Source organism: Companilactobacillus paralimentarius DSM 13238 = JCM 10415 (genome assembly GCF_001434985.1).
GTDB lineage: Bacteria > Bacillota > Bacilli > Lactobacillales > Lactobacillaceae > Companilactobacillus > Companilactobacillus paralimentarius.
Genome location: NZ_AZES01000102.1, coordinates 47,283 through 66,104, shown reverse-complemented (window position 1 = coordinate 66,104; position 18,822 = coordinate 47,283). Strand labels below are relative to the sequence as shown.

Annotated in this window: 18 protein-coding genes and 1 pseudogene; 15 read left to right on the top strand and 4 right to left on the bottom strand. The window is 35.3% G+C overall.

The window, feature by feature from the left end; genetic code table 11:
- Positions 1 to 113 precede the first annotated feature (113 nt).
- Positions 114 to 1,058, bottom strand: a pseudogene (locus FD33_RS08845) (Dyp-type peroxidase).
- A 151-nt stretch (positions 1,059 to 1,209) separates the two neighbouring features.
- On the opposite strand from FD33_RS08845, the gene FD33_RS08840 reads away from it, so the two are divergent.
- The 6 genes from FD33_RS08840 (at position 1,210) to FD33_RS12765 (ending at position 8,028) form a co-directional block, all read left to right on the top strand.
- Positions 1,210 to 2,199, top strand: coding sequence for a choloylglycine hydrolase family protein (locus tag FD33_RS08840; RefSeq protein ID WP_025085407.1), 990 nt, complete (start codon positions 1,210 to 1,212; stop codon positions 2,197 to 2,199).
- A 209-nt stretch (positions 2,200 to 2,408) separates the two neighbouring features.
- Entirely contained in the window at positions 2,409 to 3,137 is a 729-nt protein-coding gene (locus FD33_RS08835; RefSeq protein ID WP_025085406.1) for a GntR family transcriptional regulator, read from the top strand.
- Between the two features lie 100 nt (positions 3,138 to 3,237).
- Positions 3,238 to 5,589: a phosphoketolase family protein gene (locus tag FD33_RS08830; RefSeq protein ID WP_056955917.1), complete on the top strand. Its 2,352-nt coding sequence runs from the start codon at positions 3,238 to 3,240 to the stop codon at positions 5,587 to 5,589.
- A 441-nt stretch (positions 5,590 to 6,030) separates the two neighbouring features.
- Positions 6,031 to 6,216 carry a hypothetical protein gene (locus tag FD33_RS08825; protein WP_025085405.1) on the top strand — a complete coding sequence of 62 codons (186 nt, stop codon included), beginning with the start codon at positions 6,031 to 6,033 and terminating at the stop codon, positions 6,214 to 6,216.
- A gap of 123 nt (positions 6,217 to 6,339) precedes the next feature.
- Positions 6,340 to 7,863 (top strand): BspA family leucine-rich repeat surface protein, encoded by a 1,524-nt coding sequence (locus tag FD33_RS08820; RefSeq protein WP_025085404.1) that lies wholly within the window; start codon positions 6,340 to 6,342, stop codon positions 7,861 to 7,863.
- A gap of 9 nt (positions 7,864 to 7,872) precedes the next feature.
- Positions 7,873 to 8,028 (top strand): SLAP domain-containing protein, encoded by a 156-nt coding sequence (locus FD33_RS12765; RefSeq protein ID WP_159102820.1) that lies wholly within the window; start codon positions 7,873 to 7,875, stop codon positions 8,026 to 8,028.
- A gap of 220 nt (positions 8,029 to 8,248) precedes the next feature.
- Here FD33_RS12765 and FD33_RS08815 read toward each other — a convergent pair whose 3' ends face one another.
- Both FD33_RS08815 and FD33_RS08810 read right to left on the bottom strand, forming a co-directional pair.
- Positions 8,249 to 8,638, bottom strand: coding sequence for a winged helix-turn-helix transcriptional regulator (locus FD33_RS08815; RefSeq protein WP_025085403.1), 390 nt, complete (start codon positions 8,636 to 8,638; stop codon positions 8,249 to 8,251).
- Positions 8,639 to 8,685: 47 nt separating this feature from the next.
- Entirely contained in the window at positions 8,686 to 9,888 is a 1,203-nt protein-coding gene (locus tag FD33_RS08810; RefSeq protein ID WP_056955916.1) for an MFS transporter, read from the bottom strand.
- A gap of 462 nt (positions 9,889 to 10,350) precedes the next feature.
- On the opposite strand from FD33_RS08810, the gene FD33_RS08805 reads away from it, so the two are divergent.
- From FD33_RS08805 to FD33_RS08795, 3 genes are read left to right on the top strand one after another with little or no spacing between them, the layout of a single operon-like run.
- Entirely contained in the window at positions 10,351 to 11,316 is a 966-nt protein-coding gene (locus FD33_RS08805) for an ABC transporter substrate-binding protein (protein ID WP_056955915.1), read from the top strand.
- A 9-nt stretch (positions 11,317 to 11,325) separates the two neighbouring features.
- Positions 11,326 to 12,276: an ABC transporter permease gene (locus FD33_RS08800; protein WP_056955914.1), complete on the top strand. Its 951-nt coding sequence runs from the start codon at positions 11,326 to 11,328 to the stop codon at positions 12,274 to 12,276.
- The gene (locus tag FD33_RS08795) at positions 12,221 to 12,979 is read left to right on the top strand and encodes an ABC transporter ATP-binding protein (RefSeq protein WP_034544190.1); all 759 of its coding nucleotides are present in this window, start codon (positions 12,221 to 12,223) and stop codon (positions 12,977 to 12,979) included. Before FD33_RS08800 ends, FD33_RS08795 begins: the two co-directional genes overlap by 56 nt.
- Before the next feature lie 587 nt (positions 12,980 to 13,566).
- Here the strand turns inward: FD33_RS08795 and FD33_RS08790 are convergent.
- The gene (locus FD33_RS08790) at positions 13,567 to 14,370 is read right to left on the bottom strand and encodes a tyrosine-protein phosphatase (protein ID WP_025085400.1); all 804 of its coding nucleotides are present in this window, start codon (positions 14,368 to 14,370) and stop codon (positions 13,567 to 13,569) included.
- A gap of 65 nt (positions 14,371 to 14,435) precedes the next feature.
- Between FD33_RS08790 and FD33_RS08785 the strand changes: the two genes are divergently transcribed.
- The 6 genes from FD33_RS08785 (at position 14,436) to FD33_RS08760 (ending at position 18,813) form a co-directional block, all read left to right on the top strand.
- The gene (locus FD33_RS08785; RefSeq protein ID WP_056955913.1) at positions 14,436 to 15,545 is read left to right on the top strand and encodes a glycerate kinase; all 1,110 of its coding nucleotides are present in this window, start codon (positions 14,436 to 14,438) and stop codon (positions 15,543 to 15,545) included.
- Positions 15,546 to 15,628: 83 nt separating this feature from the next.
- Positions 15,629 to 16,117 carry a universal stress protein gene (locus FD33_RS08780; protein WP_025085399.1) on the top strand — a complete coding sequence of 163 codons (489 nt, stop codon included), beginning with the start codon at positions 15,629 to 15,631 and terminating at the stop codon, positions 16,115 to 16,117.
- A 47-nt stretch (positions 16,118 to 16,164) separates the two neighbouring features.
- Positions 16,165 to 16,710: a DNA-3-methyladenine glycosylase I gene (locus FD33_RS08775; protein ID WP_025085398.1), complete on the top strand. Its 546-nt coding sequence runs from the start codon at positions 16,165 to 16,167 to the stop codon at positions 16,708 to 16,710.
- Between the two features lie 129 nt (positions 16,711 to 16,839).
- The gene (locus FD33_RS08770; RefSeq protein WP_025085397.1) at positions 16,840 to 17,328 is read left to right on the top strand and encodes a hypothetical protein; all 489 of its coding nucleotides are present in this window, start codon (positions 16,840 to 16,842) and stop codon (positions 17,326 to 17,328) included.
- Positions 17,328 to 18,149, top strand: a complete 822-nt coding sequence (locus FD33_RS08765) for an ATP-binding cassette domain-containing protein (protein ID WP_025085396.1) — start codon at positions 17,328 to 17,330, stop codon at positions 18,147 to 18,149. Before FD33_RS08770 ends, FD33_RS08765 begins: the two co-directional genes overlap by 1 nt.
- Positions 18,139 to 18,813, top strand: coding sequence for a hypothetical protein (locus FD33_RS08760; protein ID WP_025085395.1), 675 nt, complete (start codon positions 18,139 to 18,141; stop codon positions 18,811 to 18,813). Before FD33_RS08765 ends, FD33_RS08760 begins: the two co-directional genes overlap by 11 nt.
- Positions 18,814 to 18,822 lie beyond the last annotated feature (9 nt).

Here is an 18,822-nt window from a genome sequence, read left to right as displayed (position 1 = left end):
AAAAAAAGTGCTCCTAAAGTTGTTAGATTATGTCTAACAATTTTAGGGCACTTCACTCCAATATGAATGGAAATGATTCCTTTTTTTGTTTCATAAATGTTTCACAGGGAACACTAGTAATCCCCGTCAGCAATTTTTTCTAAGGTAGTTTTAGATGGAATGAAGAACAAATTACCAGTGATTGGAGTACTGAAGTCCAGTAAACGGTCACTCTTAGTAAACATATTGGTTAGCATACGATTGGTGATTGCAAAATCTTTGGAATAACCAATGAAGTAGGTGCCAGTTACATCTTTAGCTGGATCTGAGAATGGTACATTCATTCTGACAATCTTGTGTTCAACACCGCCTTCTTCATCTTTGGAAACGACGTTGTGAGCGTTAGGCAGCTTTTCTTCATCAGCTAATTCGCGATCGGAGAATTTGTGGCGACCAATAGCTTTTTCTTGATCCTCAGTTTTTAATTTTTTCCAAGCATCCATATTATGGATATACTTTTGAGCAAAGGCGTATGAGCCATTAACAAACTCAGGATCTTGGTCTTCGTCAATTAGAGTGTAATCCATTGATTCAATTCCAGCTGGATTCTCAGTTCCATCGATGAAACCAACAATTGAACGTCCTTCCATATATCTGAAGCCATGAGTTTCATCCTCAACGGTTGTGATAGGACGTAAAATTTCCATGAATTGATCCATTAGTTCATAACAAACGGCCATTTTCTTGGAACGAATATGAATGAATAAATCGCCAGGTGTCGAAACAGCTGTATATTTAGGTCCTTTGATTTCTTTAAAATTTTCTAGTTCTTTAGGCTTTGGAGCATTTGGGAAAAGGTAATCCTATGCATCTGATCCAAATCCCCAAGCAATATGTGCTTGAGCTTCGGGGTCACGAATCCGCATACTGTTAATAATTGAATTAGACATATCGGAGAATTCAGCAATAGCATCACGGCTAGCTTCTAAATCGTCACGCTTCAACATCAATGTTGTAAAAATAACACTTTCCCCGGCGTCTTTATATACGTCTTGGGCTTTTTTAATATCTACAATCATGAATCTACCTCCAGAAAATCTGTTTATACAGTCAGCTTATCATATTATTCAAAAAGTAGTTATTATTAAAATTCGTAAAATAAAATTCTTGATAATGTTAAAAATTAAGATAATAATAATTTTAATAAGGTCGGTGAAAGGAAGAAAATATATGTGTACTAGTCTCAGTCTTGAAGCTTTAGATGGCTCAAAATTTTTAGCCAGAACAATGGATTTTGCCTTTGAATTAAATGGTCGTCCAACATTTTTACCAGAAAATTATCAATGGGTTTCTTCATATGATAAGAAAGAATATAACAGCAAATACGCTGTCATGGGAACAGGTGCTAAGTATGGCGCCAATTACATGGTAGCTGATGGTTTCAATGAATACGGTTTGTCAGCCGCTGAATTGTACTTTGCCAACGCTGCTAAATATGACAAGGAACCTGTTGAAGGGGAAATGAATCTGGTTGCTGAAGAATTTATTCTCTGGGCTTTGGGGAATAATAAATCAATTGAAGATTTGAAAGAGAATCTCAAACAAGTTCATTTAATCGAATCAGATCGTGGTGTCATGAAACAAAACCAACCACTACATTGGATTTTTAGTGACACTACTGGTGCTACTTACATTCTTGAACCAGAAGGAAATGGCTTAACTCTTCAAGAAGATAAAGTTGGAGTTATGACTAATACTCCAGATTACAATTGGCACAAGACTAATTTGGCCAACTATTTAGGTGCTCAAACGACTAACTTCTCTGCTAAGACATTTGGTGACCAAGAAGTTATTCCATTAGGTCAAAATGGTACATTCAGATTACCTGGTGGCTATACTGCTGTCGATAGATTCGTTAGAACAGCTTTCATGCGTCAAAATACTGAAACACCTAAGGATAGCCATCAGGCTGTTAATACTATCTTACATATGCTTGATAGTGTAACAATTCCTCGTGGTGTTAATATCAAAGCCAACGGCGAATCAAGCTATACTCAATATCAAACAGCATTGGATTTAACTAATAAGATCATGTACTTTGTTCCTTATGGTAATCGTAAGGTTTATGCTACTAAGATGACTGATGACTTGATTAAAAATCAAAAAGAACCAAAAGAATTCCCAGTTAACTTAGATCAAGAATTCGAAGCATTAAATTAATAGATTATAAAATTTAGAATATATTCTCAAAAAAAGAGTGTCCATATTAACCGATATGTGAACACTCTTTTTGTTATTGATATGAATAAAAATAAGAGACCAATATTTTTCTGGTATGTAAATGAAACTGATTATAAGGTATACTGAACCCGAAAGATAGTTACCATGTATAAAATTGGGCCGCTCCAATTTATGAAACGAGGAAAATTATGGCAGATTTAGTTTATCAAAAAATTATTACATCTTTAAAGAAGTCAATTGATGACGGTGAATATTCCGATATGCGCTTGCCCGATGAACGCTCTCTTGCAGAAAGCTATAGCGTCAGTCGAAGTTCTATCAAACGTGCTTTAGGATTAATGGCTGATCAGGGAATTATTTTTAAAAAAAGAGGTTCGGGTACTTTCGTCAATCCACTATATTTAAAACAGGGATCATCGTTTAGTTATAGTGGTAAGAATTTGGGTATCACTGATAGTTTCAACGCAAACGGACAAAAGCCGGGTGTGAAGGTATTAAAATTCGACGTAGTTCATCCTGACAAGGATTTACAAGACAACTTGTTTTTAAAGCCGAGTGAATTCGTTTATTCATTTGAACGTTTACGCTTTTTGGATGATGTCCCATTTATGATCGAAACAGGTTATATTCCTATTAAATTAGCTCCGGAATTATCTGAGCAAATTGCTTCCGAATCTATCTTTAATTATGTAGAGTCTGAGTTGGGAAAAGAAGTTAATAAAACTTACTTAACAATTTCGGCGCAACCATCTGATGAAGAAGGGAAGAAATTGCTGAATTTATCCGCTAATGAACCCGTGGGTCTCATGGAAGGTATTTTCTTCCTAGATGATGGAACTCCGTTCGAATTTTCGACAATGAAGCTTCATTACAAGTATTTTAAGTATGATTCATTCGTTGATCTGGGTAATAAGTAAGCATTTTCAATAATTGGGTCGAACCAATTATAAAAGTGGTTGACTTTTACTTGAAAACTAGTTATGATTACATTGTAAAAACTTAAGGAGTGTGCTGGTAATGACTGATTACTCATCAAAAGAATATTTAAGTTTAGTTGATAAATATTGGCGTGCAGCCAACTATGTTTCTGTTGGACAATTATATTTAAAAGATAATCCTTTATTAAGACGTGAATTAAAAGCTAGTGATGTTAAAGTTCATCCAATTGGACATTGGGGAACTATTGCTGGTCAAAACTTTATTTATGCTCATTTGAACCGTGCTATTAACAAGTACGGACTAAAAATGTTTTATATTGAAGGCCCAGGCCATGGTGGGCAAGTTATGGTTTCTAACTCATATTTGGATGGAAGCTATACTGAAACTTATCCTGAAATTACAGAAGATACTAAGGGTATGCAAAAGCTTTTCAAGCAATTCTCATTCCCAGGTGGTGTTGCATCTCATGCTGCCCCTGAGACACCAGGATCAATGCATGAAGGTGGAGAATTAGGTTATTCTCTATCACATGGTGTTGGTGCAATTCTTGATAACCCTGATGAAATTGCTGCAGTAGTTATTGGTGATGGTGAATCTGAAACTGGCCCATTGGCTGCTTCATGGTTCTCAAATGTCTTCATTAACCCTGTTGATGATGGTGCTGTTTTACCAATCTTGAATCTAAATGGTTTCAAGATTTCTAATCCAACAATCTTGTCACGTAAGAGTGATGAAGATCTAACTAAGTACTTCGAAGGTATGGGTTGGGATCCAATGTTCGTTGAAGGAACAGATCCTCAAAAGATGCATCCAGAAATGGCTAAGACTGTTGATGCTGCTATCGAGAAGATCAAGAGTATTCAAGAAGAAGCTAGAAAACATCCAGCTTCAGAAGCTAAGATGCCTAAGTGGCCTGTTATTATCTTCCGTGCACCTAAGGGCTGGACTGGTCCAAAGACATGGGACGGCGAACCTATTGAAGGCTCATTCAGAGCTCACCAAATTCCAATTCCTGTTGACCAAAATGATATGCAACATGCAGACAAATTGGTTGAATGGTTGGAATCATACAAACCAGATGAACTATTTGATGAAAATGGTACTTTGAAGCCAGAGATCGCCGCAATCACACCTAAGGGTCAAAGCAGAATGGCTATGAACCCAATTGTTAATGGTGGAGTTGATCCTAAGCCTCTTAAATTACCAGACTACAAGAATTATGCTTTGAAGTTTGATAAGCGTGGTGCAACAAATGCTCAAGATATGATTGAATTAGGTAAATACTTGAACGGTGTTATTAAAGATAATCCTGATAACTTCAGACTATTTGGACCTGATGAAACAATGTCTAACCGTTTGTATGGTGCATTTGAAGCAAGTCCTCGTCAATGGATGGAACCTGTTCATGAACCTAACGATCAATACGAAGCACCAGCTGGCCGTATTATTGATTCACAACTTTCAGAACATCAAGCTGAAGGATTTAACGAAGGTTATACTTTGACAGGTCGTCATGGTATCTTTGCAAGTTACGAAGCTTTCTTAAGAGTTGTTGATTCAATGTTGACACAACATTTCAAGTGGTTAAGAAAAGCTAACGAATTGGGTTGGAGAAATAAGTATCCTTCACTAAACGTTATCGCTACATCAACTGCTTTCCAACAAGATCATAATGGTTACACTCACCAAGACCCAGGTATCATTACTCACTTGGCTGAAAAGAAACCAGAATATATTCGTGAATACTTCCCAGCTGATACAAACTCATTGCTTGCTGTTATGCCTAAGATTTTGGATGATCAAGAAAAGATCAACTTATTGGTAACTTCAAAACAACCAAGACCTCAATTCTACTCAATTGAGGAAGGTGAAGAGTTAGCTGATAAGGGACTTAAGGTTATTGACTGGGCATCAAATGACAACGGTGATCCTGATATCGTTATCGCTTCTGCCGGTACAGAACCTAACCTTGAATCATTGGCTGCTATCAGTATTCTAAGAAAAGAAAAACCAGAAATTAAAATTAGATATGTCAACGTCGTTGATCTATTGAAGTTGAGATCACCAAGAGTAGATCCTCGTGGTTTAACTGATGAACAATTCAATTCAATCTTCACAGTTGACAAACCAGTCTTGTTTGCCTTCCATGGTTTCGAAGACATCATTAAAGATATCTTCTTTGACCGTGCAAATCACAATCTATACGTTCATGGTTATCGTGAAAATGGTGATATCACAACACCATTCGATATGCGTGTTGTTAATGAGATGGATAGATTCCACTTGGCTGAAGAAGCTGCTGTTGCTGTACAAGGCGACGGTGCTAGCGACTTTGCTGACGAAATGGAAGCTATTGTTGATAAACACAACAAGTACATCCGTGAATACGGTGACGATTTACCAGAAGTACAAAACTGGACATGGGAATAAAATATTCAATCCTGAGTATTAAGGAAAAAAGAACTAGGTAATCATGTTTTGATTACTTAGTTTTTTTTTGAAGAATTATGAATGAAATTAAAAAAGCTATAAGTTAACCATAATAAATAAGTGTTCACGAATAGTTAACAACTGTTTGTAAAGACCGTCACATCAACAGTTATAGACTAAATAAATTTAAAAATAATTGAATAAGTTTAATTTTAATATTCAAAAGAAAACATCTTAGAAAACTTTGAACGTTTTCTGAAATCCTAGGCAGAGTAGAGTTCTAGCTTTAATTTTTTCTAAGATAATAATATGGTTTATTAGAAAGAAAAATGCAAACTTTAAAACGGCTGTAAGTACTGAGCTAATGGGTTGTAAATCACTTTTTACCATGATACCATCATCTATGGAAAAAAGAGAAAGAACACTTAAGGGGTGGATATTATGACAACAAGAAACGTAAAATTCATGAAAGTTGCACTAATGGCGGTAGTGGCCATGTTATTAATGATTTTATTCGTTTTACAAAGCCGATACTCCATTCCAGTTGCTGGTTTAGCACTAATTGCTTTAGCAGTATACTCAGAAGATAGAATTTCAAAGCATCACACATTTAAATATACTATTTAATAAAATAGTACTAGTAAGTTAAGGAAGCCCAATGGGCTTCCTTTTTTTGTCTCGAAAAAACTCATCATTGTATAAATTATATGGTGCTATAATTACTTTAATTAAAAAGGGGGCTGAAATGATTTGAATAGGGGACATAAAATAAGTATTTTGATTAGTTCGCTAGGGTTATTTATGGCCTTAGTATTATTCGCCAATGGTACTGAAGCACAGGCACAGTCTGATCCAATTAATTTAGATGATACGAATGTAACACTTAGTAGTACAAAATATGCTGGTACTGACGGAACGAGTCAGTGGTATATCTCTAATGATAATGTTTTACATATCAAATCAGGAACCCTCGCTAGTGGTTCTTTGGGAAAAAGTTTAGTAGTTGATGAAACTAAATATTCTAAAGTTAAATTTGCTGACGAAAAACAAGATATAAAAAGAGTTATTTTTGATGGAAATGTTTATTTGCCACAGGATTCATCTTGGCTTTTTACAGGTTTGGGAAATAATTTAGATGGAACTTCTGGCTTAATTGAAATTAAGAATGCAGATAGATTAAATACTAGTAATGTAAAAGATATGAGTCATATGTTTGATGGCTTGAGTAGTTTGAAATCCGTTGATGTTTCGACTTGGGATGTCTCTGGTGTTATGGATATGAGTTATATGTTCAATAATACCGGTCTAGCAACGATTAACGTTGCCAATTGGGATACTGGTAATGTCTTGAGTATGAAAAATATGTTCAGTTCTAATCCTGAATTAGAGTCTTTAGATATTTCTAATTGGAATGTTGTTAATGTGAAGAATATGTCAGCTATGTTTATGAGAGCTGATCAAGTAAAAACGTTGAATATTGCTAACTGGAATATTATCAATGTTGAAAAAATGAATCATATGTTCAGCGGCGCCAAAGAATTAAAAGAGTTAGATTTTAGTCGTTGGGATAATAAACGTGTTAAGACGACAGGTTTGTTGTCAGAAACTAATTTGAAAAGAATAGTTCTTTCACCTAACTTTTCCCTCAAACATTCATATTTGGGACAAGATCAGAATGGTAACGATAATTTGCAGACATGGTTGATTACCGATAGAAATGGAAATAAACGTGTTGTTAAGAGTAAACAATTGATTAAAGCTAGGTATGTTGGGATTGCCAGCAGCGCTAAAAATTTGGCTGTGTTCGATGTTAATATTCCTAATAATCTCAATCAACATCTAGTTAACAGAAATGTTAAAGGAACTCTTAAAAATGGGATTGCGACCTTAACAATTAAAATTCCGCAAAAGAGTGGTTATAAGGTCAACAAAAGATTAATAACTTTTACGGTTAACGTAGCTAAATTACAGCCTACAAAGGGCCGTTACATCGTTTCTTCACCAGAGAGGGTAACTTATACGAAAAGTGATTCGAAGGGTCAGACAAGCTCTGTGGACCATCTAGTGACAACATTACCTGATAAGAAGGTTGAAGTTCATAATGATGATGTTAAGAAAACAGCTGATAAGTTAGCTCCACAAACGAATTGGTTAAGTGATAAAAGTATGAAGGATGGTTCCACATATTATCGCGTGGCGACTAATAAATGGGTCAAAGATGATGAAGTTTACGTTTATCAACCACAAACATTTATTGTACAAACAGGCAATTAAAACAATGAATTGGTTGATGCACAGGGACAGACTGTACCTCAAAGAAATCTTTCAGCTCAAACAAGTTGGCGGGTAGATCGTTTAGCATATTTAGATGGAAAAACTTACTATCGCGTGGCAACGAATGAGTTTGTCCCTACTACAGACGTTACTATTGTAAAATAAAATTAATGTTAAAGTGTCGTCTGCAAAATCTCCTGTAGACCGCCGGAACACTGAGGGTCTACAAGAGATCTTGCTACCGACTAGTGAACGTTTTGTTTCAATTAATTTGAAAAATGAAAATAGCATCTATTCTAGAACGACAATCTTTACTTTTTAGTAGGGATTGAAATTCAGAATAGATGCTATTTATTTTGGAACGTGGAGGACAGCGTATTTAAACTTAATCTGCATAGGGAAGTGAATCTGCCGCTACGTCTTCTTTGTTCAATAAGATGATATTTTCACCTTTTTGTTTACGACGTTCGATATCCTTTTCGCCCCAAACACAAAGATCTTCGAGAATTTTGTTAAGTGATTCGCCATATTCAGTTAAAGAATATTCAACTTTTGGTGGAATCTGACTGTAGACTTTACGATTAATAATGCCATCATCTTCCAATTCTCTTAACTGTTGAGTCAACATTTTTTGAGTGATATTGGGGATGGCTCGACGCAATTCTCCAGTTCGCATGATGCCATGTTTGAGATGGCAAAGAATAATAGGTTTCCATTTACCACCGATAATTCTCATTGTGTCTTCAACGCCAATGTTATAAATTGCTTGTTTCATAAAAGCCATCCTCCTTAGTATTTGTATAGTAACATCACTATTTAGTCTTAGCAATTTTCTACTTCTGGTTCGACTTCAGGACTGTTCTCCATTTTAATAAGAACAGCAATTAAAATGATTCCGACTACTAGCATCGCAATTCCTAACCATGGTGTATTGATAAGTTGATTGTGAGCTACGGCTTGTCCACCGATTGTTGAACCTAAAGTGATTCCTACGTTAAAGGCTGAAATATTTAACGCAGAAGCCAATGGGACCTCGTTAGGCGTATACTTTTCAGCTAATTGAACAATGTACAGCTGCAAGCCAGGAACGTTCATAAAGGCAAATAAGCCTAATAAGAGAATAGCTAGTAAACCTAAGAAATGAAGATTGATAACTAAGCGGGTGATCAATAAGGCTACTCCTAAACCAAGAAACATTTTCAAAAGAGCAGTTAGAGGTCGTTTGTTAGCCCATTTGCCGCCAAGAGTGTTACCAATAGCAACAGCAACTCCGTAAAAAATTAGAATGATGACAATGGCGCTTTGTGACCAACCCATATTTTTATTTAAAATAGTTGTTAAATAAGTGTAAACGGGGAATGTTGCTCCATAGCCTAAAGCTGTGATGAGCAGAATCAAGAGTAATTGAGGTTGTTTAAGAATCTTCCAGATACCCTTAACACTGGTTGGTTTTGGTAATGGTAGTTCATTTGGCACTAGGATAATATTTGTAATCAAGCCGACTAATCCTAAGGCGACTAAGAAGAAAAAGGACATTCGCCAGTTAAACGTTTGACCGATAAAAGTTCCTAGTGGAACACCCGTAATTGTAGCAACTGTTAAACCAGTAAACATGACGGCAATAGCAGAAGCACGTTTGTTAGGTGCTACGACGTCGGCTGCAATTAATGATGCAATTGTCATGAAGATTCCATGAGAAAGAGCTGCAATAACACGACCAGCTAATAGAATGGCAAAACTAGGTGCGAGAGCAGCCAGAGTATTTCCGATAATGAAACTGATCATGATACCTATCAATAATTTTTTACGATCCCAACGATTGGTGATCAAAGCTAAGATGGGAGCGCCAAACATGATTCCAGTAGCATAAATGGAAACTGTCAGACCTCCTTGTGCAAGTGAGATGCCAAATGTTTTAGTCAATAGTGGCATGATTCCTACACTGATAAATTCTGTGGATCCGATAGCAAAAGCACTGATAGCCAATGATAAAAGAATCCAAGTTGATGAAACTTTCTTATTCATAATTATTTCCCTCCTACAGCGAATAATGATTATGTGTAACATTATATGGGGTTGGGAGAAATAAACAATTACGTACTTTAAAGTGCAGTAGGTACTAAAAAGTACCTTTAAAAGTTAAATTAGATTATTTTAATAAAATTATTGACATATTAATTTTTGGATGTTTAACTAGAGACTGTAAATTGCAAACGAGGAGAACTTTATTATGAAAATTAGTAAACAGTTGTCACATTTGAATAATCAATTTGCCTTTAGCTTTTTCTTTAGATAGCGTTTGTATTCAGTCTCTGGATGCGAACGCGTAAGTGTTCGTATCTATTGATTGGCTAAAGCTATTAAACATGTCTTTGAAGCCAGATAGATACGGGTTGAATCTAGCTGGAGATAAATTGCGCCCGGGCAAACCAGTTAGATTCAATTACGAATCTAGCTGGTTTTTTTATATTCTCAGGAGGATTTTTCATGAAAAAATATTTAATCGGATTAATAACAATTATAGCGGCAGTTGTTTTAGCGGGATGTGCAAATAGTTCAGCCACAAATAAGAAAACAATCAACGTGGGAATTTTACAAGTAGTACCTCACGGCTCATTAGATGAGGCACGTAAAGGTTTTAAAGAAGAATTAAACCAAAAAATTAAGCAGCATGATAAATCAATAAAGGTTAATTATAATTACCAAAATGCGCAAGGGGATCAAGCTAATTTAAATTCGATGGCTCAACAATTGACGCAAAAGAAGAACGATTTGATTTTAGGAATCGCAACTCCTTCAGCACAAGCACTTGCTAAGAAAACTAAATCAACACCAATCGTCGTCACAGCAGTAACCAATTTGAAGAGTGCTGGACTAGTGAAGGATGATCGTAAACCAGCAACTAATGTTACTGGTACCAAAGATTTGGGTCCCGTGGATAAGCAAGTCAAACTGTTAACAACTTTAACCAAGAGTTCTAAACCTATCGGTGTTATGTACAATTCATCTGAAGAGAACTCAGTTTTACAAGTAAAAATGGTAAAAGAATACGCTAAGAATCATCATATTAAATTAAATGTGGTCAGTGTTACAAGCACTAATGATGTTGCCAGTGCACTGTCCGGAATGGCTGATAAGGTTTCTGGAATTTACTTGCCAACTGACAATTTAATGGCTAGTTCCATGAAGACAATCGGTAAAAAAGCTCGCGAAGCTAAGTTGCCAATTGTTACAGGTTCAATTGAAATGGCTGAAGATGGTGGTGTTGCTACATATGGTATCAACTACCGTGATTTAGGCAAACAAACCGCTAAGATGGCTTACAGAATTTTGATTGAAAAGAAGAAGCCTCAAGATATGCCAGTTGAAACTTCACATACTTTGAGACTTTACATTAATAAAGCTAATGCCAAGGCTATCGGCATCGATCCAAGCAAAATTACGAAACCATAGGTGATAAAAATGATTATATCTAGTTTAGGACAAGGTCTACTGTGGGCGCCCTTAGCAATTGGCGTCTTCATTACATTTAGAATTTTAGATATACCTGATTTGACAACTGAAGGTAGTTTTCCTTTTGGAGCAGCTATTACAGTCAGTTTGATGATCAAAGGACAGTCAGCAATCGTAGCCACAATTATCGGCTTTTTAGCGGGATGTGTCGCAGGATTAGTTACAGGAATTCTTGATACTAAATTGAAGATTCCTTCATTACTAGCCGGAATTTTAACGATGACCGGATTGTATTCTATCAATATGCATATTATGGGAAAATCTAATGTACCTTTATTAACTCAAAAAGTTTTAACAGGCTATTTACCAGCTGGTTTGACGGTTGATATGCAAACTATCATCTTGGGTATTATTGTAGTTGCTATCGTGATAGCAGTACTTTATTGGCTTTTCAAAACTCGTTTGGGTTTATCGTTGATGGCAACTGGTGATAACAAGAATATGTCTGCTGCCAATGGTATCAATACTGATGGAATGATTATTTTTGGTTACATGATCTCTAATGGATTGATTGCCTTGTCAGGCGCACTGATTGCTCAAAACAATGGTTATGCTGATATTGGTATGGGAATTGGAACTATTGTTATCGGACTAGCTTCTGTTTTGGTCGGAGAAATTTTTCTACGTGGTAATAATATTTTGGTTAGATTGTCAGCCATGGTCTTAGGTGCTATCGTTTACCGGTTCCTTTTGACTGTTGCGATGAGTTTAGGATTCCCAGCCGACGACTTAAAAATTCTATCAGCGATAATTTTAATTATCGTTATCTGTGTACCAATTATTCAGAATCGAATCAGAACTAAACGCCAATTGAAAAAGTATTTAGCACAAATGGAGGCCGAAGATGATGGAAGTATTACAAGTAAAACATCTGCAAAAAGTATTCTTTCCCGGGACTAGAAATGAACGTCATGTTTTAAAAAATATTAATTTGAATGTTTATGAAGGCGACTTTATTTCAGTTATTGGGAATAATGGTGCCGGCAAGTCTACTTTGATGAATGCCATCGCCGGAACTTTAAGTGCTGATGCGGGTGAAATTGATTTAGTGAAGCATAACGTTTCTAAAAAATCAGTAGCCTATCGATCACAATGGATGTCACGAGTTTTCCAGGATCCTAAAATGGGAACCGCCGGAGATTTGACTGTGATGCAAAATTTAGTTTTGGCACAAAGTCACACGAAAACAATCAGTCTAAAGAGGTATCAGAAAAAAGCAGCAGAAGAAAAATACTTAGCTTTATTGAGAACACTCAATATGGGCTTAGAAAACTTCTTAAATACGCAAGTAAAGTACCTATCAGGAGGTCAACGTCAAGCACTGTCACTTTTAATGGCAACTTTAAGTAAGCCCAAATTATTATTACTAGATGAACATACAGCGGCATTAGATCCCAAAACTAGCCAAGAAGTAATGTCAATCACAGATAATATCGTCAAAGAGCAGCAGTTAACTACAATGATGATTACACATAAAATGTCAGATGCTTTGAAATATGGTAATCGTTTGATCATGGTACAAGATGGACAAATCAAGCTAGATGTCAGTGGTGCTCAAAAGAATAATTTGGATAAATCAGAATTGCTACAGGCTTTTGAATAAAAATATGTTATCTTCTTATTATCTCCTTTCTAAATTTTTAAAATAAAAATAATGGCATCTATTTCTAGAACATCGATTTTACCTTTTAGTAGAAATTGAAATTCAAAATAGATGCTATTTATTTCAGACTAGAAGATTTGGAAGTTAAATCTTGATAGAACTAGTATTTAGTCCGGAACAACAAGAAAATTGGCTCAGCCATGAAATTTATCTTAGCAATTTATTGCTTAGATAAAGGTCGATCTTGAAGATCCACAAAGTGCAAATTTATTAGCTTCCAGTCGTCCCATGGCGTTCCAGCCAAATTTTCTTGTTGTGGAGGACGGGAATAAATCACCAAACAAAAAAACAACCACTGCAGGGGAACAGTAGTTGTTTTTAGTTTTAAGGGAAATTCACAAATCAGGGAGGAAAAGTGAATTATATTTTTTATTATGAGATTTTTATCTATTATAGTTTTCTATATGTTTAAAAAGGGGGGATGTAAGTTAAGCTCGATTGCTTTCCTTTAACTTACAAACTATATGATAAACACTAAATGTGAAGAAAATGTGATAACAATATTCTGAAAATTAGAAGATTGTACCTTAATTCAAGTAAATTTTCTTCAAATCTCTTATCTCGGAAGGAGTTACCTGTAATTCATCTTTGATATAATTGTTTATATTACCAGACATTTTGGCGATTTCATCTTCGGCTGTAGCTAAATAATCAGAGTGAACCGTCATTAAATCACGTACGGAACTCAAAACATCTTTGTCAGTATAACCCTTGTTTTGAAGATCTAAGATCAGGTTGTCAACAAAGCCCTTATTGACCTTATTAGTTAATAAATAATCTTTCTTGATTTCCTCCATGGGAACACCAAGGACAGTCAACAAGTAGACAGCTCCCATACCAGTTCTATCCTTACCAGCACTACAGTGGAAAAGTAAAACGTCATCATCTTGGTCATTAGTTAATAATTTATCAAAAAATGTTCGATATGCGCCTTTAGCTTGGTCACCTGTGATAATATCACGATAAACGTCTTTCATGTGGTGGAAGCCATTAGTAGGATCACCACCGATTTCAGGAATGAAATTATCATTTTGAACCTTAGAAGCTTCAGTTTCATCGGCTTCAAAAACTGGATCGAAGACATATTCTGCGCCATCAGGAACACGGTCTGGTTTATCGTTTACTTCCTCATGTGAACGAAAATCGACATCATACTTTAAACCATAGTTACTTAAAAAACTAAGGTCATTGTCTGATAAGTCACTTAAACCAGCTGATCTGAGGACTTTATGGAACTTAAGTGTTTTGCCATCGACAGTTTCGTAGCCACCTAGTTCACGAAAATTGACACCTTTTTCAAGGTCTAGAACGCGCTTATTATTTTCAACCATACCTTTAACTACCTCTGCATATTTTTCTAATAATCATTATATCAAAAAGGAAGAGTCATCCTATCATGAAGTTTATTATTGCACCTGGAAAATATAGTAATAATGTTAGCTCGACTAAGATTGGTCAGGCCATTTATAGTGGCATCTCGCGTGCTATGCCAGATGCAAAAATAATTACCATGCCCGTAACTGATAGTAAAGATGGAATGCCAGCATTAATAGAACATACTATTGGTGGATATTGGGATGAAGTCTCTTATTTTGATGCTTTTTGGGAAAATCGAACGGGACGTTATCTTGTTACCCAGATCGGTAGTCAACTTACCGCTATTATGGATTCAGAGCAAGTGGTTGGGGTTGATTTAGCAAAAAATAAAAACCGAAATGACTTGTTTCATGCAACAAGTTATGGGTTAGGAGAATTTATTATAGATGCAGTTACTAGTGGAATCAAAAATATTGTGCTCTGTTTAGGCAAGACAGCTGTAGCTGATGGCGGACTAGGAGCTTTACAAGCTTTAGGAGCCAAGATTTATGATGAAAATGGTCAACTGATCCCTGAAGGTGAAAATCCTTTGATCAATGCCTTTCGTATCGATATGGAAGATGTTTATCAACTATTGGGTGGAAGAACCCGTTTGACCGTTTTATTGAATTATTCAGGTCGGAAATTATCGGATAATGTTGAGTATTTGAATGAAGCACAGGAAAGTTTTTTGGAAGATAATTTAGTTTTTATCACTGAAAAAATGAATCAGAAGTATAATTTAGATATACACCCAATGCCTCATTCTGACTCGATTAAGACTTTGGCTGGTGCTTTTGCAATGATTAATGCACGTATTTCAAGATCATCATTTGAATGGGTGGCCAAGGTTACAGGAATGGAAGAAACAATTCGTTCCACTAATATCCTAATTACTGCCACCGATAAAATTTCCCGTGAAGCAATGCATGATGATATGCTGTATCACTTGAGTCGAATTGCTGGAGCTCAAAGAGTTCCGACTTTTGCTTTATGTAATAATTTTGTTGATGATTTCCAAAGTTATGAACAACTTTTCACAGGAATATTTTCAACTCAAATGACAGAATATGATGATGAAATGACGATGTTTGAGAATTACGAATCCGTTTCAAATCAGTTAGTACGGACATTAATGGCTTTCAAATAATTTTGTAAAATATTGAATAAAATATATGAATGCATTAATCTTACATTAGAAGGTATTCAATAAGTGCATTGGAGGATTGAATTATGGAACAAGACTATAAGAAGATTTTGGTTCCTGTAGATGGATCAAAAGAAGCAGAAATGGCTTTTAAGAAGGCTGTAACAGTTGCACAAATGAACGGTGGACACATCGATGTTTTGACAGTCTTAGATACAAAGCAATTCATTGGTTTACATGGTGGTATGTTGAACGGTGATGTTATCTATCAACTTTCCGAAGATGCTCAAAAGTATCTTACAGAATTAAAAGATGGTGCCATTAAAGATGGTTTCAAAGAAGAAGACATTGACATCCACGTTCGTTTCGGTGAACCTAAGACTGTTATTTCCCAAGAATTCGTTGAAGAATATAAGAATGACCTGATTATGATCGGTTCAACAGGTATGAATGCCGTAACACGTTTATTGGTCGGCTCGGTATCCGAATACGTTACAAGAAATGCTAGAACGGATGTTATTATCGTTAGAACAGATATTGATAATAAGAGATTTACTGATAAAAAGAAAAAATAATTTATATTAGGCTGGCAGATGCCAGCTTTTTTAGTTTGGAGAAAAAGATGAGATGTGAGTGGGCCAACAGTTCTGAAGCAATGCAGGCATATCATGATAATGAGTGGGGTAAGCCAAGTCATGACGAACAATATTTTTTTGAAATGTTGACATTAGAAGGAGCCCAAGCAGGATTATCTTGGGCAACAATTATTAAACGACGTGCGACATATCGTCAGGCATATGATAATTTCGAAATAGACAAAGTGGCAGCTTATGATCAAGAAAAAAGGGACTCAATGTTAGAAGACAAAGGGATCATTCGTAATCGTTTGAAAGTTGACTCTTCCATCAATAATGCTCGTGTGATTCAAGAGATGCATCAAAATGGTGAAAAATTTTCCAATTATATTTGGAATTTTGTTGATAATAAGCCAATAATTAATCATTATAGTGATATGAGTGAAATGCCTGCTCAAACTAAGTTGTCACAACAGATTAGCAAAAATTTGAAAAAACGTGGTTTTCGATTTGTGGGACCAACGATTATCTACTCATTTTTACAAGCGGTGGGAGTTATTAATGATCATATGGACTCCTGTAATTACAAGTAGAAATTAGTATAATGGCATTAAGGGGTTCTTTTTCTATGTATGTCGTCCTCCACAAAAGGTCGAGTGGATGACAGAATCCTAAACGAACCATACAATTGAAGAGAGAACCATTAAAGACGGAGGATGATTATGAATTCTGAGACTATTAGCAAATTAGCCGAAAAGCTTTATGAAGATAGAAAAAATATTGAAGATAAATCACAAAAATTTGACGCACAGGCTGTGTATGACATTTTGGATTCACTTGAAGTTTTGAGAAAACCAATTAAAGAATACTTTGATATGACCGAAGACGATTACTACCAAAATGAATCTGACCATCGTTTAACTTTACAAAATCCTGATCATAAACTTAGTGAACTACATGATCGTGTTCAGGTTAACCATGTTGATGGTTCTTTAGCTGGTCATAAAATTAACTTTACATATAACCATGAGGATCCATATGCAAATGGCGATTATAAGGTTAAGACCGATATCAATTTAGTCAGTTTTGCATTTACCGTTATCGGAGCAGTATATGACAATACCATTGTCGCTGATGTTAGAAATTCAGTTTCTAAAGATGCAATTCTTTCAATCGGACTAGCAGCACATGCTGTTGAGGAATGGCAATAATGGAATTAATATCAGTCAATGATTTATCATTGCAACGAGAGGGCTACTTTGCATTCAAGCATGTAGCTTTTTCTTTATCTCAAAATGAGATAGTTGGTATTAGTGGCGAAAATGGTAGTGGTAAGACACAGCTTTTAGAAACGATAGCAAATTATGAACGGGCCGATAGTGGCAAAATTAAATATACTCCTGGTGTCAGGATTGGTTATATGCCACAAAATGATCCACAAATTGTTGAACAGACGGTTAGAAAATATCTTGAGGACATCAGACGTTTATCCAAAAATTTGGCTGTGCGTAAGGATCAATTGGATGCGATGGTTACTTATATGAAACTAGCTCCATATTTGGATCGAACAGTTGATCAACTCTCATTAGGTTTGAAACGTCGAGTTAGTTTTTTGGCAGCGGTAGTTGGACACCCCAATGTTTTGTTGTTAGATGAGCCCTTTGCTTTTCAAAGTAATGAAACAGTTCAAAATATGTTGAGTATGTTGCAAGATTTAAAAGATAATGGTTCAGGAATCTTATTAGTGGGCACAGAGCAAAATAGTGAAATATCTGAAATATTAGACAGTAGTTATCATTTTGAAAATGGTAAATTACGACAGTTACAAAGTTTAAAAACTAAAAACAGTCAGTTATTTTTCAGTGTTCATCATAATTCTATTGCTTTAACACATGATTTGAGTGGTTATATGATGAGGAATACTAATGGAGTAGTCGAAATGAAGGTTCCCTTAGATCAAAGGGACACTATTATTGGCAAAATGATTGCCCTCAATTATCAATTTGAGGAGGCACACGATATTGAAAATTAAAGTATTGCTAAAAAATTATTTACAATTTATTTTTCAAGATTTTCTCTATCTAACATTATTATTCTCTATCATTGTTTTTGGCTTAACAGCAGATCACTTATTAAGTATTGATTATCATGAGAAATATAGCCTATTATTAATAGGGATGTTTTTTTTATCGTTATTTTCAACGATGAATCTGTATCATAATGATAAAGTTTATAATCATTATTTAAGACAAAAAGTGAACAGCTACTGGTCAGAGGTTATCAGTCAATTTTTAGCGGTATTAATTTTAAATATAATTTCAGGAATATTGATTTTTATATTTAGCTTAATTCTTTGTAAAAATATATTTTTAGATGTTGTCGGAATAGTTTCGCTAATTTCTGTGGGATTTTTGGGCAGTTCAATTGCGACCCTGTTCAAGACACAATGGCAGAAACATTCTAGTTTGGGACAAATTGGAACCTTAGTTTTTGTCTACCTAGCCTTATCAGGTAGCGTCGTCAACATTTTTAAGAATATTGAGATGATTTTTCCACCTCTTTCAAGAATGATTGTTAGTCTACATAGTAATTCTTCTATTGTTAAATTATTGCCCCTAGCAGGACAAACTTTTTTATACGCCTTAATACTATTTGTTATTAGCTGGTTTATTTATAAAAAAAATAAGAAAAGTTGAATAAAACTA